Below are 15,290 nucleotides of genomic sequence, written 5' to 3' on the forward strand. Positions count from 1 at the left end.
GAAATTGGTATTCTATAAGCAACATGTAAATTCGCAACAGTACTTGCCTTCTAAATATAGTGAAGGATTACTTGTTATATTAATAATACTGACCGACTGTAAGTCTTTTCCTGTGTACGATATTGTATTACCAGGAAACACAGTGAAAATATTGGTTACTGTTCCAATGATTTGAATTGTGATTGCTTCGGTGCTGCTAGTACTATTGTAAACCGAGACAGTACCTGATATAAGTAGTATCCCATCACTTTGCCATAGTATCATTGATTGTGATGCATCTTTGGCAGAGGGGATGGTGTTATTAGTTATGAGGAAATTCCCTGCAAATTCATTTGTTACTCGCTCGCAATTTGGATTTGGAGGAGGGGGCGGTGGACAAGGGTCTGGACAAATAATAGATAAAGGAGCGAAACAGCCGATATTTTTTTTATTCTTCAATACAACCCCTCCTTTTAAGTTGTCTTTTATTACTATTAAATGTAAAAGCATGGCCGATGTGTTAAAAAAAGAAGGAAATATTAAAAATTAAGATTGTCTAATAGGCTTAAACCTTAACTTATCATTAGCGTTATAGAAAAGATTATATGTGAATAGTCATAGGAAAAGAATGATCAGACTCTTTTAGACAAAAGGTGGTTGTATACAATAGTACGAGTAATGTTGGACTTAATTTCTAATTAACTGTATATTTACAAAAATCTAATAAAGTTCATTTGTTATTTAAACGACATTAACATGTATTAGATAAAATAGCCCTTGTAATGAATCAATTATTATGAGGAGGATTCACGTGGACAGAAATGCTTTAAGAAAAGTAAAAGGCCTTATTGGATTATTAATGGTTTTTGTATTAGCGTTCGTATCATTTCCGTGGAGTACATCAGTCAAGGCGGAAGAGAAAAAGCAAGAAAAGGCATCAAGTGAGAAGAAGATAGTTTTTCCAGTTGTAAGTGATGTGCATATTAAAAATAGTGGAACAGATGATACGTTTCGCTGGAAAAGAGCGATCGAACAGTTTAATACACTAGCACCGAAGCAAGATGCATTTGTTATTGTAGGTGATTTCACGGATACAGGATCGGTGCAGCAATATGATCGTTTCATGCAAGTGTACAATGAAAATGCAAATAAAGATGCTGTGCGAATGAATTCTCTTGGTAACCATGATTATTGGAACGGTTTATCTGTAGAAGGTGCGCAGAAGCGTTTCTTAGAAAAAACAGGTATGGAATCAATTTATTATCATAAAGTGGTAAAAGGTTATCACTTCCTTGTTATGTCTCCAGAGAATGGAACAACTCATGGATATTATTCAGACAAGCAAATTAATTGGTTAAAAGAAGAAATGGCGAAAGCGCAAAAAGATGATCCAGAAAAACCGATTTTTGTATTTTTACATCAACACATTAAAGAGACAGTATACGGTAGTCATGAATGGGGAACACAAGATAGCGCAAAAATTAATGCGGTATTAAAAGAATACCCACAAGTTATTACGTTTTCAGGTCATTCACATTATCCATTAGATGATCCGAGATCGATACATCAAAAAGACTTTACATCAGTTGGTACATCTTCAGTAAGTTATATGGAAGTTGAAGGTGGTAAAGTACAAGGGAATATCCCGCCAGGAGCTAGTACGTTAAGCCAAGGTTTATTAGTAGAAGTAGATGATAAAGAAGTAACGATTAATCGTCGTGATTTCCATACGAATTCTTGGACAGGCGAGCCTTGGAAAATTAAATTACCAGCAAAGAAAGAAACATTTACACATGTAGAAGATCGTGATAAAGAAAAGCCTTACTTTGCTAAGGATGCAAAGCTTGCTGTATCAAATGTAACAGAAAATGCGGCAACAGTAACATTCCCGCAAGCATTGGACAACCTCCTTGTTCACTCTTACCGTGTACAAGCTAGAGATAAGCAAACGGGTGAAATAAAAAATAAATTGTTAGCATTCTCAGAGTTTTATCGTGATCCAGTGCCAAAAGATCTTACGTTTACGCTTGCAGGGTTAGATGGCGGGAAAACATATACACTTGAAGTCGTTGCGATTGATTCATTTGGCAATGAAACCGCGCAGCCGTTAACTGTGGAAATTACTACGAAAAAAGATAATATTGACCCGAATGTGAAAGTACCAAAAGCTGATGTTTTCGATGTAAACTTTGCAGATGGTACATTTAAAGACAATTCACCATTTGGTACAAAAGGTGATGTGAAGGGCAATGTGACTATTGAATATGATAAAGCATTGAAAAAGAATGTTATGAAGTTAAACGGACAATCTAATACATTTGGATACCTTCCATTTTCAGCAGCACAAAAAGAGAAAGTAGCAAATACATTTACGCTAGAAACGGTATTTTCAATGAATCAAATCCGTGGTCAAGGTATTTTGCAAAATACAGAGAGCGGCGGAATTGGATTTGAGTCTACAGGAAGTGGATATGTTGAATTATGGGCTCAAATTGGCGGCAGCTATAAACGTGTTGGAGTTCAATTAGAAGCGAACAAAACGTATCACTTAACAGGAACGTATAACGGAAGTGAAGTGGCAATTTACGTAGATGGTAAAAAAGTAAATAGCCAGCCAGCTACTGGGAAAGTGTATCATCCAAACGTACCATTTGCATTTGGAGCGGATCCTGATAGTAACGGAAATGGTGGTATTCCGTTAAATGGACAAATTGCGCTTGCGAAATTATATAGTAAAGCGTTAAGTTCTTCAGAAGTATTAGCAGCGTACAATGAGTTCTCTAACCGTACGAAGTTAGAGCAAGTAACTGCGTTATTTGAAGAGCTTGGAAAAGTAAAGGAAGTGCTAGCTGGTACGTATGAATTTGGTGATAAACCAGGTCAATATTCAAAGGAAGCATTTCAAGAACTAGAGAAAAGCTATAATAATGCAAAACAAGTGTTTGAAAATGTAGGGAGTACGGGAGAGCAAATCGTTCAAACATATAACGAATTAAAAACAGCTAATGCAACATTTGTACAATCTAAAGTAGTAGAACAACCGAAAACACCGAAAGAAAAATTACAAATCAATATTGAATCTGCAAAAGTAGTAGTGAAAAAAGCGCAAGATGCAAATGTAACGGACGGTTCAGTGAAAGCATTGAGTCAAAAAATTACAGTGGCCGAAGCTGTAGTGAAAGATGTAAAAGTAAAAGATGCACAGGTAGAAACGATGAATCGTACTTTAGAGTATACGATTTCACTTGTTGAAAAAAGCATAAACAAATAAGAGAGAAGAAAAGAAGCTTATCATGATAGGCTTCTTTTTTGTTATACTAAAAGTAGTATAGAATGAAGGAGCGAATAATTTGGAACAGAAAAAGCTAAAAAGAATTCTTGAATATGTATGGATTGCGGTTGTGCTCCTTGTAGGATATTATTTCTTAAAAGAGAAAAGTATTTGGGTTTTATTTTTAATGACTTTCTTATTAGCAGGACTAGGAACGTTATTTATTAACTTTTTCTTTGATAGTTTGAATGCCTGGAAGAATAAAAAGAAGGGAACGAAGTAAAGGAGGGAGTATATGCAAAAGTGGAAGCTCATATATCAGGTGATTATTTTCCTATTACTTGTAGGTATTGGAATTGTTAAATACGCAACGCCAATAGGAAATTGGGTATGGTTTACAGCTTGCATCGGCATATTTTTCATTTTACAGTCGTTAACGAAAAAATATAATAGTACAGAAAAATAGCTCGCCGCTAAAACGGCGAGCTATTTTGTTATGCTTTTTTCTTTTCATCATTCGTTTTTTCGGTAGCTAAATGACTATGTTTCCTAGAGTAGAAGAAATAGAAGCATAAGCCGACTATAAGCCAAATTGCAAAGCTAATCCATGTTGTTTTAGACAAATTGATCATTAAATATAAGCAGCAAAGAATCGCGACAACTGGTAATACAGGTACGAAAGGTGTACGGAATCCACGTTTTAAATCAGGATGTGTTTTTCGTAAAATAAGTACTGCGCAGCAAACGAATGTAAAGGCTGTTAACGTGCCGATGTTTACTAAATTCGCTAGCAAATGTAAATCTAAAAGTCCTGCTAATAAAGCGGCAACAACGCCAGTAATCCACGTATTTAATAAAGGGATTTTTACTCTTTTATTTACACGTGCTAGCGCTTTTGGAAGTAGACCGTCACGGCTCATTGCATACGAAACGCGAACTTGTCCATACATAACGACTAAGAGAACGGTTGTCATTCCAGTCATCGCTCCGACAGCGAGTAGTCCTGCAATTGTATCCTCACCAACGAAATGCAATGCAAATGCAACTGGATCAGAGACGTCTAATTGCGTATAAGGAACCATACCTGTTAAAACGAAAGATACAATCATATATAAAACAGTACAAATAAGAAGAGAACCGATAATACCAATTGGTAAGTCACGCTGCGGTTTTTTCGTTTCTTCTGCAGCGGTTGCGATTGCATCAAAACCTAAAAAGGCGAAGAACACAGTGGCAGCCCCAGTAATAATACCGTCGTATCCGAATGGGATGAACGGTGTCCAATTTTCAGGTTTTACATATTTTGCACCTGCTACGATAAAGGCAATGATAACAGCTAGTTTAATAAGAACCATAATATTATTAATGCGTGCACTTTCACGTATACCAAAACTTAAAAGGCCAGTAATAAGAAGTAAAATGCAGACAGCTGGTAAATCGATGAGACCACCTTTTCCTACGCCGGGGGCCGAGGCGATTATGGCGGGCAGGTGTATATTGAATCCTTGTAGTAATGATTGCAAATAACCAGACCAACCGACAGCTACTGCCGCGACTGCAAGTAAATATTCGAGCATTAAACACCATCCGACGATGAAGGCGACGACTTCTCCGACTGTCATATATGCGTAAGTATACACACTTCCTGAGACAGGAATAGAAGAAGCAAATTCAGCATAACAAAAGGCTACACAAGCACAAGTAAATGCAGCGATAAGGAATGATAGCATAATACCAGGACCAGAATGTTTTGCTGCAACAATACCTGTTAATACAAAGATCCCTGTCCCAATTACGGCGCCAATCCCTAAAAACGTTAAATCGAGTGCAGTTAATGTTCTATCTAGCTGCTTTGGTGATTCAGTACTAAGCGCTTTTTTTCGTAATAATGACTTCACTTTGGACTCTCCCCCCGTTTTTTCATTTCCATAACTGCGACTATAGTATGAGCCCATTAAAAAAGAGTAAGTAAGTGGAGGTGCAGTTATGGTATGTAGTTTTTTAAAATTGCTGGATTAATCTTAATATAATTCAGAATATTTTGTCAAATAAAAATATGACAAATAAAATTCGGATCAATAGGGGAAACTACTTGCAGAAATGGACGGGGGTTAACGACCCACTGATTAAAGTTAAAGTAGGAGCAGATGCTATGTTATTTTATTTTGAACTTGTCGTCATTTTACTTTGTACGAAATTAGCTGGTGACATTAGCGTGAGACTTGGTCAGCCTTCTGTACTTGGTAAGTTAATTGTCGGTATTATTATCGGTCCGGCTGTACTCGGTATTATTAATAGTTCTGAACTAATTGATGAACTGAGTGAGATTGGTGTTTTGTTACTTATGTTTATGGCGGGACTTGAAACAGATTTAGAAGAGTTAAATCGGAATTTGAAATCGTCATTTGCAGTAGCGGCTGGTGGAATTATTTTTCCTTTCATCGGTGGTTATGTAACAGGATTGCTGTTTGGATTAATACAGTCCCATGCTATTTTTTTAGGGTTATTACTTTGCGCAACATCGGTTAGTATTACGGTCCAGACGCTACGTGATCTAGGAAAAATGAATACGAGAGAAAGTACAACAATTTTAGGTGCTGCCGTATTTGATGATGTCATTGTCGTAATTTTATTGGCATTTGTAATGAGTTTTTTAGGAACACAAGATGTGAATATAACACTTGTCATTGCAAAGAAAATTATTTTCTTTGTAAGTATTGTTTTTATTGCTTGGAAAGTCGTTCCTTGGATTATGAAAATGCTTGTCCCGCTTCGTGTAACAGAAGCGTTAATTAGCGCGGCTCTTATTATTTGCTTTTCTTTTTCTTATTACAGTGAAATGATGGGAATTGCAGGTATTATTGGAGCGTTTGCAGCGGGAATTGCTATTTCTCAAACAGAGTATAAGCATGAAGTGGAACATAAAATTGAACCGATTGCTTATGCAATATTTGTTCCAGTATTCTTCGTAAGTATCGGAATGGAAATTACATTTCAAGGCATTGGAAGCCAGCTTTGGTTCATTATTATTATGACTCTCATTGCGATTTTCACAAAGTTAATCGGATCAGGTTTAGGAGCAAGGCTGACAGGATTTAACCTCCAATCTTCTATTAGTATTGGCGCGGGGATGGTATCACGTGGTGAAGTAGCGCTTATCATCGCTGCAAATGGACTTACGGCGAATTTATTAGCGAAAGAAAATTTCACAGCGATTGTTATTGTTGTTATATTGACGACGATTATTACACCGCCACTTTTGAAGAAATATTTTGTATAGAGAGGAAGGGCTTATCGGATGTAGGTAAGCTCTTTTTTTATTCCCAAAAGCAATGATCATATAGTATGAAGGGTTTGTAATTATGGTAAAATCTATGTATGTGATATGACAAGGAGAGGGAAGTGTGAAGATTACGAAGGGGAAGGTTATCGGTGTAATCGTACTTATTGCAGTATGTATACCATTTACTGCATGGAAAGAATCAAAAGTGAACGATTTTCCGGTTTCTATTTTTTCGGAAGAAGCAGATGGTGAGTACAATCAGAAGCTGAAATATACTGCTTTTTTACCTGATGTTGCGATTTGGATGAACGGTTGGGAAAAGAAGTGGACAGAAGGGGAAAGAACTGTTTATCAAAAAGGGAATCGCATTGTAAATGTGTTTCATCCTCCTGGCGATGATGGTTATTACCTTCTTGAAGCAAGAGAAAATAAGTGAACGCAACCGTAAGAAGTGGAGGTTAAATAGTGAAAGCTTCAACGTTACTATTTAAAATTGAAAGTAATATGGATCAATTTTCACCAGCTGAGAAGAAGGTTGCCATGTACATAATGGAGAATGCAGAAATTGTACCGAATTTAACGACGAAAGAAGTGTCAACGAATGCAGGCGCAAGTGAAGCGAGTGTCGTTCGCTTTTGTAAATCGATTGGAATCGGAAGTTTTAAAGCATTTAAGATAGCACTCGTTCGTGAATTAACGATTGCTGATTATAATATAAATGATTTTTCAGTGATGAATACGGAAGATGGACCGTACGATTTGTTTAATAAAGTCACTTATGTGAATAAAGCTGCGATTGAGGCGAGTGTTACTGCGATAGATAAGAAGGAACTTGAGAAAGCTGCAGATCGTATTGTCAAAGCAGATAAAATTATATTTTACGGAGTAGGCGGATCAGCTACGCCAGCAATGGACGGGGCTTATAAATTTACGCGGCTTGGATTTACAGCGATGATGCTATCTGATTTTCATATGATGTTGCCGCTTGTGACAAATTTAAAAGAAGGCGATATATTTGTTGCGATTTCAACATCTGGTCGAACGAGAGATGTGCTTGAAATGGCGCAGTATGCAAAGAGACAAGGTGCAACTGTTATTGGAATTACGAAGCTAGATCAATCATCCCCCCTATATAAAGAAGCGGACATTCGTCTTTGTATGCCAGATGTAGAACAAGATCATCGTATTGCAAGTATTGCGTCGAGAATGACGCAACTGAATATGATTGATGCTTTATATGTGATTACTTTCAACCGAATTGGCAATAAAGTATTGGATCAATTTATGGAGACGCGAGAAGAAGCGTTGCGGTTACGGAAGTTAAAGTAGAAGAAAAGGTGAGGAGACTCATCTTTTTTATTATCTTTGACACAAATATGTCATGTTGTGAAATTTTATTTCATAAAATAAGAAAGAGTTATTGATTTTAAATTTCTTAAAGTTATAATAAAAGTGTGAAATATAATTTCAAAGAGGGTGGCAATATGTTAGAAAATTTATCGACAGAACATCGTAATGAGAAAACAATGAATCTGGATGAAATGAGTATAAGAGAAGTGTTGCAAAGTATGAATGGAGAAGATCGAACTGTTGCGTTAGCAGTTGAAAAAGAGATAGAACAAATTGAAAAGGTTGTACAGACTGTTATTAAATCTTTTGAAGAAGAGGGACGCTTAATTTACATTGGTGCTGGTACGAGTGGTCGTTTAGGTATTCTAGATGCAGTGGAATGTCCGCCGACATTTGGTACGGATGATAAAATGGTGCAAGGATTTATAGCAGGTGGATTGAAAGCGTTTACTAAAGCGGTGGAAGGTGCCGAAGATCGCGAAGAGTTAGCAGAAGAAGATTTAAAAAGTATTGGATTAAATGAGAAAGATACAGTGATTGGAATTGCTGCAAGTGGCAGAACTCCTTACGTAATTGGCGGCTTGAAATACGCACAGAGCGTAGGAGCGAGTACAGCGAGTATTTCTTGTAATAAAAATGCTGAAATAAGTAAATATGCAAAGTTAAATGTGGAAGTAGAGACAGGTGCAGAAATATTAACAGGATCAACGCGTTTAAAAGCTGGTACAGCACAAAAATTAGTGCTGAATATGATTTCAACAGCTTCGATGATTGGTGTAGGAAAAGTATATAAAAACTTAATGGTAGATGTTCAATCCACAAATGAAAAGTTAGTAGAACGGTCAAAACGAATTATTGTGGAAGCAACAGGTGCTAGTTATGAAGTAGCGGCAGAGTATTATGAAAAGGCAGAACGTAACGTAAAAGCTGCCATTGTTATGGTGTTGTTGCAGTGTGAGTATGGGGAAGCACTGGAGAAACTAAAATACGCAAAAGGGTTTGTGAAGAAAGCACTATAAAGTAATAGGGAGGGGGATTCTATTATGAAGAAAGAAGAGAGAATGGCCAAGGAAATTTCGGAGCAACTTGGGGGAATAAAAAATATTCGTAGTATTGCTCATTGTATGACGAGACTACGTTTAACGCTTCATGATGAAAGTAAAGTAAATATGGACCTTTTGAAAAAAGTTGAAGGCGTTATGGGCGTTATAGAAGATGAGACTCTTCAAGTTGTCGTTGGTCCAGGAACAGTAAATAAAGTAGCAGCTGAAATGGAAGGTTTGACAGGACTACGAATTGGTGAGGTAGCAGATCATCACCTTGAAGATATTGGGCAAGAGATGAAATCAGAGATTAAGAAGAAAAATAATACACCGGTGAAAAACTTTTTACGAAAAATAGGAAGTATTTTCATCCCATTAATTCCGGGGCTTGTTGCGTCAGGAATTATAAACGGGGTTGCTAACTTTGCGAAAAATGCTGGTGCTGATCCAAATGCAACGTGGTTACAAATGTTACTACTCATTGGCGGCGGTATCTTTACATTCTTAGGAATTTTAGTCGGCTGGAATACAGCGAAAGAATTTGGCGGGACACCGGTTCTTGGGGCAATTGCTGGTATTTTAATTTTCAACCCGGCGATGGCAAACGTAAAATTGTTTGGTGAAGCATTAGTGCCCGGACGGGGCGGATTGTTTGCAGTTATTTTTGCAGCGTGGCTTATGGTTGTAGTGGAAAGACAAGTTCGAAAAGCTGTACCAAATGCAGTTGATATTATCGTGACACCACTCATTACTGTATTAGTTGTAAGTATCGTAACGATGTTAGCCATTCAGCCATTAGCAGGTTTCTTATCAGATGGTATTACGAGCGGAATTAATGCTATTTTAAATATTGGCGGAGCATTTGCTGGCGCAGTACTTGCGGGAACATTTTTACCTCTCGTTATGGTCGGATTGCATCACGGTTTAACACCAATTCATATGGAATTTATTAATCAAACACACGTAACACCTTTATTACCAGTGCTCGCAATGGCTGGTGCTGGCCAAGTGGGCGCAGCAATTGCGATTTATGTGAAAACAAAAAACAAACGACTTCGTAACGTAATTAAAGGTGGATTGCCAGTTGGCTTTTTAGGAATTGGTGAGCCGTTATTATACGGGGTGACATTACCACTTGGGAAACCGTTTATTACTGCTTGTTTAGGAGCGGCTGTCGGTGGTGCATTCCAAGCAGTTATGCAAACAGCTTCTCTTGGAATTGGCGTATCAGGGCTATCTTTAATTCCTTTAATTGCTGACAATAAATATTTACTCTATTTCTTAGGTTTAGTAATTGCATATGCTTTCGGATTTATCTTTACGTACTTCTTCGGATTTAAAGAAGAAATGGCAGAAAACATATAGAGAAAGGGATTCCTTTCTCTTTTTCTATTAATAGAAAGGGAGATTTATATGATCGGAGTTTCCATTTATCTTTCAAAAGAACGAGTAGAGAAACAAGAAGAGTGGCTAAAAGTAGCGAAGGAAAATGGGTTTACATCTATTTTTACATCACTGCACATTCCAGAAGATGATCCAAACACGTATAAAGAGTTAATTCAAATATTAGGGAAACAAGCTCTTGCACATGAAATGGAGTTAATGGTTGATGTTTCTCCAAAATCGTTACACCATTTAGGGCTAACATATGAAAATGTGGAAGAACTATTGGACTGGGGCATTACCGGTTTAAGAATGGATTACGGCATTGCGCCAAAAGAAATTGCAAGCGTATCTCATAAGATGAAAGTAGCTTTAAATGCGAGTACGATTACAAAGCCATTTTGGAAAGAATTACTTGCAGAACATATAAGAGTAGAGAATGTAGAAGCATGGCATAATTTTTACCCACGTCCAGAGACAGGACTAGCAAAGTCCTTCTTACAAAAGCAAAATCAATATTTACAGAAGTGCGGAATAAAGACGATGGCATTTATTCCAGGAGATGCGGAAAAACGAGGTCCGTTATATGAAGGGTTACCAACGTTAGAAAAACATCGCAATATGCGCCCGCTTGAAGCGTACTTAGAACTTGTTCAAGATTGTGGTGTTGATAAAGTATTGATTGGAGATATAAGCGCAAGTTTGGAAAGTATGCAAGAAGTAGCTAGTGCGAGTAGAGGGATTATTCCATTGCGTTACAAATCATTTATAACTGATAAAGAAGTATTAAAAGTGGTGGAGCAAGTGCATACAAATAGACTAGATCCGGCTCGTGATGTTATTCGATCTGTAGAATCAAGGGAAAGAAACAGAGTGGTTTTACAGCCGATGCATACAATTGTAAGAAAGAAAGGCAGCATTACAATTGATAATGAATTGTACGGTAGATATGCAGGGGAGATGCAAGTTGCTACACATGATTTACCTGTAGATGAGAAAGTGAATGTTGTTGGAATGGTTGTGGAAGAGGACGTTTCTTTACTTCCTTATATTGGTGCTGGAAAAATGTTTCAACTTTTTCTATGCGATAGAATAAAAGCTTGAATTAGCGCTATTTTGTAAGAAAACATTATCCGTAAAAGGGATAATGTTTTTTATTTTCTTTAAAAAAGTATTTGACGAATGAAATAAAATACCGTATTGTTTTGACTTGTAAATAAAAGTTCACCATAACAAAACAAAAAGGAGAGTTCAAAATGAATCAATATATTGGGAATTTAATTATTCGTATCGTGTTAGGAGTTACGTTCTTTGCACACGGTTTAGCAAAGTTTCAATCAGGTATCGATAATGTAGCAGGATGGTTTACAAGCATCGGTTTACCAGGTGGCCTTGCATACGGCGTAGCAACTGTAGAATTAGTTGGTGGTATATTATTAATTATCGGTTTAGGTGTACGATATGTAGGATTGTTATTCGCTCTTATTTTAGCTGGAGCTATCGTAAAGGTAAATGGAGCAGCAGGTTTATTAGGAGATGGAAAGAATCCAGGATATGAATTAGATCTTGCATTATTATCAATGGGTGCGTATTTATTCGTAGTAAAAGCAGAAGGATATGTAGATCGTTTCTTAAAAGAGAAAGTAATGAAAACGAAGTAAATTTTATTTATAAATTGTTGACTTGAAGAATTATTGTAACTATAATGATTACAACTAATGAATTACGAATGAAACAATTTAAATATTTTTTTACACAAGATGTAACTATATTGGTTACGTCTTGTGTAAACATAAATAAACGGGAGGAAGTAATATGCCTAAATCAAATTTAGAAATTATTCAAAGCACGTATGAAGGATCAGCTTCTTCGAATGCAAAGCAGTTAGCAGAAGCCCTCTCTGAAAAAGTGGAATGGACAGAGGCAGAAGGTTTCCCGTATGGCGGAACATATACAGGCGTAGAAGCTATAATGGAAAATGTATTTAGCCGTTTAGGATCAGAATGGGATGATTATAAAGCAAGGGTAAATACATATCATGAAGTAAACGGAAAAGATGTAATTATTGCTGAAGGTATGTATTCTGGAGTTTATAAAGAAACAGGAAAATCATTTGAAGCAGAATTTGTTCATGTATGGCAACTTGAGAACGGAAAAATCGTGAAGTTTAAGCAATATGTAGATAGTCATATTGTTAGGGAAGCGATGAAGAGATAATGCTTTTTAAATGGATCTTAGGTATATGCATTACAATTATAGTAATTTTCTCGTCTATAGTTGGCGGAAAGAAATTGCTTGCATATGTGGAAAAAGAAAATACAAATATTCAAAACGAGCGAGCGGCAAACGAAAAAGAGAAAAAAGCTGCAGAAGAAGCTCCGCAAATTAGTGAAGGTGAAATTATTTCTACTATGCATAAAATGGTGCACCAAAAGGTAAAATCCTCTGAAAAATGGGGATTTGTAGAGATGACAAAAAAGGAAATTTCTAATGTGAAAAGGGATATTGAAAATAGTACAGGTTTTCAATATAAAATGAAGTTATTTTCTATTATAAATAGATGGGAAAAAGGAGATTTTTCTCAAACTGTTGAGGAGCATAACTTTTTATGGAGCCTTCAAGGTGGAGATACTGGTAAGGCGACGGAACGTTTATCGCCAGAAGAGGAAAAACAGTATATAAAAGAAATGAAGAGTAAATAAAAACATCGCCAACCCAGATGACGATGTTTTTTCATTAAGAATGTTTTCGCATTAAAGGTCTAACAGGCTGAACGGCAACAGTTTTGAAATGAGAAAATAAATAACACCCTGTTACAACGACAATTGTCCCTAAAATTTGTATCCACGTTAATTCTTCTCCGAGGAATATGAATGCTAAAATGGCTGTGAAAATTGGATTGAAGTTTAGAAAAATACCTGATGTAGTTGCGCCTAATTTTTGTACACCAATATTCCAAAATACCATACAAAGAACTGTCGAAATAAGCCCAGTATATAAAAGTGATGTGATGAAAGAAGTATTTATATTTGAAACAGTGAAGCTACCTATGTTAAACGGTAGTAATAAAATAACGCCGAAAATACCAGAGTACAACGTTGCCATAAGTGGTGTAGTTGTTTTTGTTGCCCATTTACTACAAACAGAATAGATTCCCCAAATACAAACTGCTGCAATCATCCATAAATCGCCACTATTAAAATGTAGTGAAAATAAAAGCGAGAAATCACCTTTTAATAGGACGAGGATAACCCCGAAGAATGAAAGAATCATGGATAGGATTTGGAGTGTATTTACTTTTTCTTTTAGAAATAATACTGAAAATAATGCGATTGAAATTGCATTCAATGTAGAGATAAGACCTACATTCGTAGCGGATGTTTTTTCTAATGCTAAAAATTGAAAGATGTTAAAAAGAGCGACCCCTGAAATTCCCATCAATATTAAAGGAAGTATTGCGGTACGTGGTGGAAGGATTTTCTTTTCTTTAAACCATACCATCGGTAATAAACAAACAATCGCAATCATCCATCTTAAATTTGTCAGTGTCATCGGCGATGCATGATCGACGAGTGATTTTCCAACGACAAAATTTCCTCCCCATAATAAGCTCGTTAGTAATAGTAAAAAGACGTAAAAATAAGGCATGCTAAAATCCCCTTTTTTGTAATCAATACGAATTGTAAATAATTTTAGCATTTTTCTTTATTGTGTAATATATTCTTTTGTATAATGGTGAAAACTCGATAAAATCTTTAGTTATGAATGATATTTACGGAATGATATTCAGTTTTTTGTAAGGTATAAGGTGTTTTTTCGAATAATCATCGGTAAGAAAAAAGGGGGGAATTGTAATGGAGTCGTCTGTTATTAAAGTGTTGGATGATTTGGATGTACAAATTTTAGATATATTGCAGAAGGAGTCACAAGTAAGTAATGCAGAGCTGGCACGTCGCGTTAATTTATCACCGGCTGCGATGCATGCAAGAATAAAAAGATTGGATGGGGAAGGTTTCATCGATAAGCAAGTTGCGATTTTAAATCAAGAAAAGCTTGGGTTTGATTTATTATGTTTTATTTTTATGAGTACAAATATTCATCAATTTGACAAGCTGGAAGTGTTGGAGAAAGAATTAGAATCGATGCCGGAAGTGTTAGAATGTCACTGTTTAACAGGAGAGTACGATTATTTATTAAAGGTTGCAAATCGTGATCGTAAAGAACTGGAGCAGTTTATTAGAAAGCTGAATAAGCTTGGTATTACAAGGATACAGACAAGTTTAGCACTTCGTGAAATTAAATATTCGACGGTATTGCCGATACGAAATGAGGAACCGAGCATCGATTAGATTGCTTGGTTTTTTGTTTGTATAAATTGATTGACGAGGAGAAAAGAGGGATGTATTATTATATAAAATTATGAATTAAAATTCATTTTAAGTTATAAATATTAATATTGAGGGGCAAGGGGATGTAATATGAAAATCTGTAATGCGGTGACGAGTGATGTGAAAGAAATTTATAGTCTTATTGAGGTTTATGCAAAAGAGGGAGTTGTTTTACCACGTTCTCTTTTGTCTCTTTATCAATATTTGCAATGTTTATATGTTATGAAAGAAGACGAGAGAATTGTTGGAGTTGCTGGCTTGCATGTATTAGGAGAAGATCTTGCAGAAATACGATCGTTAGTAGTTTCGCATACATATGCAGGGAAAGGGATAGGGCGTATGCTTGTAAATCATGTAATGGAGGAAGCTACGAAAATAAATGTAAGAAGAGTAATTTCCTTAACATATGAAACAGTATTTTTTCAAAAGTGTGGATTTGATTTTATAAATAAAGAAGCGTTGCCAGAGAAAGTATGGATTGATTGTAGACATTGTCCAAAGGTGGATTATTGTGATGAAGTGGCGATGGTGCGGTATGTTGGATGAAAAATTTATAGAGAAAAAGTTCCCACTATTATTTACATATATAGTGG

18 protein-coding genes are annotated in these 15,290 nt (G+C 36.1%); 15 read left to right on the forward strand and 3 right to left on the reverse strand.

Translation table 11 applies throughout. From position 1 onward, the window contains the following. Positions 1–12 precede the first annotated feature (12 nt). Complete coding sequence (locus QCI81_RS18570; protein ID WP_245912959.1) at positions 13–396, reverse strand: S-Ena type endospore appendage; 384 nt, start codon at positions 394–396, stop codon at positions 13–15. Between QCI81_RS18570 and QCI81_RS18575 the strand changes: the two genes are divergently transcribed. The 4 genes from QCI81_RS18575 to QCI81_RS18590 all read left to right on the forward strand — a co-directional run bounded on the left by QCI81_RS18575 (position 281) and on the right by QCI81_RS18590 (position 3,716). Beyond that, positions 281–529 carry a hypothetical protein gene (locus tag QCI81_RS18575; RefSeq protein ID WP_249275568.1) on the forward strand — a complete coding sequence of 83 codons (249 nt, stop codon included), beginning with the start codon at positions 281–283 and terminating at the stop codon, positions 527–529. The genes QCI81_RS18570 and QCI81_RS18575 overlap by 116 nt on opposite strands. Before the next feature lie 261 nt (positions 530–790). Then, entirely contained in the window at positions 791–3,250 is a 2,460-nt protein-coding gene (locus QCI81_RS18580; protein WP_071731169.1) for a LamG-like jellyroll fold domain-containing protein, read from the forward strand. A gap of 79 nt (positions 3,251–3,329) precedes the next feature. After that, positions 3,330–3,533 carry a hypothetical protein gene (locus QCI81_RS18585; RefSeq protein WP_000435797.1) on the forward strand — a complete coding sequence of 68 codons (204 nt, stop codon included), beginning with the start codon at positions 3,330–3,332 and terminating at the stop codon, positions 3,531–3,533. A gap of 12 nt (positions 3,534–3,545) precedes the next feature. Then, the gene (locus QCI81_RS18590; RefSeq protein ID WP_081366347.1) at positions 3,546–3,716 is read left to right on the forward strand and encodes a hypothetical protein; all 171 of its coding nucleotides are present in this window, start codon (positions 3,546–3,548) and stop codon (positions 3,714–3,716) included. A 28-nt stretch (positions 3,717–3,744) separates the two neighbouring features. On the opposite strand, the gene bcaP is transcribed toward QCI81_RS18590, so the two are convergent. Then, positions 3,745–5,205 (reverse strand): branched-chain amino acid transporter BcaP, encoded by a 1,461-nt coding sequence (gene bcaP, locus QCI81_RS18595; RefSeq protein WP_223617991.1) that lies wholly within the window; start codon positions 5,203–5,205, stop codon positions 3,745–3,747. 101 nt (positions 5,206–5,306) lie between these two features. On the opposite strand from bcaP, the gene QCI81_RS18600 reads away from it, so the two are divergent. The 9 genes from QCI81_RS18600 to QCI81_RS18640 all read left to right on the forward strand — a co-directional run bounded on the left by QCI81_RS18600 (position 5,307) and on the right by QCI81_RS18640 (position 13,011). Further along, entirely contained in the window at positions 5,307–6,530 is a 1,224-nt protein-coding gene (locus tag QCI81_RS18600; protein ID WP_071731171.1) for a cation:proton antiporter, read from the forward strand. Positions 6,531–6,654: 124 nt separating this feature from the next. Next, positions 6,655–6,969, forward strand: coding sequence for an outer surface protein (locus QCI81_RS18605; protein WP_071731172.1), 315 nt, complete (start codon positions 6,655–6,657; stop codon positions 6,967–6,969). 29 nt (positions 6,970–6,998) lie between these two features. Continuing rightward, complete coding sequence (locus QCI81_RS18610; RefSeq protein WP_000648159.1) at positions 6,999–7,862, forward strand: MurR/RpiR family transcriptional regulator; 864 nt, start codon at positions 6,999–7,001, stop codon at positions 7,860–7,862. Positions 7,863–8,017: 155 nt separating this feature from the next. Beyond that, entirely contained in the window at positions 8,018–8,902 is an 885-nt protein-coding gene (murQ, locus tag QCI81_RS18615; RefSeq protein ID WP_071731173.1) for an N-acetylmuramic acid 6-phosphate etherase, read from the forward strand. Positions 8,903–8,926: 24 nt separating this feature from the next. Further along, positions 8,927–10,291 (forward strand): PTS transporter subunit EIIC, encoded by a 1,365-nt coding sequence (locus QCI81_RS18620; protein ID WP_000711293.1) that lies wholly within the window; start codon positions 8,927–8,929, stop codon positions 10,289–10,291. Between the two features lie 48 nt (positions 10,292–10,339). Beyond that, entirely contained in the window at positions 10,340–11,413 is a 1,074-nt protein-coding gene (locus QCI81_RS18625) for a DUF871 domain-containing protein (RefSeq protein WP_071731174.1), read from the forward strand. A gap of 152 nt (positions 11,414–11,565) precedes the next feature. Further along, positions 11,566–11,970 carry a DoxX family protein gene (locus QCI81_RS18630; protein WP_001077751.1) on the forward strand — a complete coding sequence of 135 codons (405 nt, stop codon included), beginning with the start codon at positions 11,566–11,568 and terminating at the stop codon, positions 11,968–11,970. A gap of 154 nt (positions 11,971–12,124) precedes the next feature. After that, positions 12,125–12,526: a nuclear transport factor 2 family protein gene (locus tag QCI81_RS18635; protein ID WP_071731175.1), complete on the forward strand. Its 402-nt coding sequence runs from the start codon at positions 12,125–12,127 to the stop codon at positions 12,524–12,526. Beyond that, positions 12,526–13,011: a PRK06770 family protein gene (locus QCI81_RS18640; protein ID WP_071731176.1), complete on the forward strand. Its 486-nt coding sequence runs from the start codon at positions 12,526–12,528 to the stop codon at positions 13,009–13,011. Before QCI81_RS18635 ends, QCI81_RS18640 begins: the two co-directional genes overlap by 1 nt. Before the next feature lie 34 nt (positions 13,012–13,045). Here the strand turns inward: QCI81_RS18640 and QCI81_RS18645 are convergent, their stop codons facing one another. Then, positions 13,046–13,957: a DMT family transporter gene (locus tag QCI81_RS18645; RefSeq protein ID WP_001146242.1), complete on the reverse strand. Its 912-nt coding sequence runs from the start codon at positions 13,955–13,957 to the stop codon at positions 13,046–13,048. 206 nt (positions 13,958–14,163) lie between these two features. On the opposite strand from QCI81_RS18645, the gene QCI81_RS18650 reads away from it, so the two are divergent. After that, positions 14,164–14,658 (forward strand): Lrp/AsnC family transcriptional regulator, encoded by a 495-nt coding sequence (locus tag QCI81_RS18650; RefSeq protein ID WP_000446097.1) that lies wholly within the window; start codon positions 14,164–14,166, stop codon positions 14,656–14,658. A gap of 129 nt (positions 14,659–14,787) precedes the next feature. Then, positions 14,788–15,243, forward strand: a complete 456-nt coding sequence (locus QCI81_RS18655; RefSeq protein WP_000686663.1) for an N-acetyltransferase — start codon at positions 14,788–14,790, stop codon at positions 15,241–15,243. The last annotated feature ends 47 nt before the right edge of the window (positions 15,244–15,290 follow it).

Source organism: Bacillus cereus group sp. MG20 (assembly GCF_040459885.1).
GTDB classification, from domain to species: domain Bacteria; phylum Bacillota; class Bacilli; order Bacillales; family Bacillaceae_G; genus Bacillus_A; species Bacillus_A cereus.

What these genes read in the sequence shown, in the direction of transcription:
- QCI81_RS18590 (WP_081366347.1), top strand. Translation starts at nt 3,546, where the DNA reads ATGCAAAAGTGGAAGCTCATATATCAGGTGATTATTTTCCTATTACTT.
- bcaP (WP_223617991.1), bottom strand. Translation starts at nt 5,205, where the DNA reads ATGGGCTCATACTATAGTCGCAGTTATGGAAATGAAAAAACGGGGGGA.
- QCI81_RS18600 (WP_071731171.1), top strand. Translation starts at nt 5,307, where the DNA reads ATGACAAATAAAATTCGGATCAATAGGGGAAACTACTTGCAGAAATGG.
- murQ (WP_071731173.1), top strand. Translation starts at nt 8,018, where the DNA reads ATGTTAGAAAATTTATCGACAGAACATCGTAATGAGAAAACAATGAAT.
- QCI81_RS18620 (WP_000711293.1), top strand. Translation starts at nt 8,927, where the DNA reads ATGAAGAAAGAAGAGAGAATGGCCAAGGAAATTTCGGAGCAACTTGGG.
- QCI81_RS18625 (WP_071731174.1), top strand. Translation starts at nt 10,340, where the DNA reads ATGATCGGAGTTTCCATTTATCTTTCAAAAGAACGAGTAGAGAAACAA.
- QCI81_RS18630 (WP_001077751.1), top strand. Translation starts at nt 11,566, where the DNA reads ATGAATCAATATATTGGGAATTTAATTATTCGTATCGTGTTAGGAGTT.
- QCI81_RS18635 (WP_071731175.1), top strand. Translation starts at nt 12,125, where the DNA reads ATGCCTAAATCAAATTTAGAAATTATTCAAAGCACGTATGAAGGATCA.
- QCI81_RS18640 (WP_071731176.1), top strand. Translation starts at nt 12,526, where the DNA reads ATGCTTTTTAAATGGATCTTAGGTATATGCATTACAATTATAGTAATT.
- QCI81_RS18645 (WP_001146242.1), bottom strand. Translation starts at nt 13,957, where the DNA reads ATGCCTTATTTTTACGTCTTTTTACTATTACTAACGAGCTTATTATGG.
- QCI81_RS18650 (WP_000446097.1), top strand. Translation starts at nt 14,164, where the DNA reads ATGGAGTCGTCTGTTATTAAAGTGTTGGATGATTTGGATGTACAAATT.
- QCI81_RS18655 (WP_000686663.1), top strand. Translation starts at nt 14,788, where the DNA reads ATGAAAATCTGTAATGCGGTGACGAGTGATGTGAAAGAAATTTATAGT.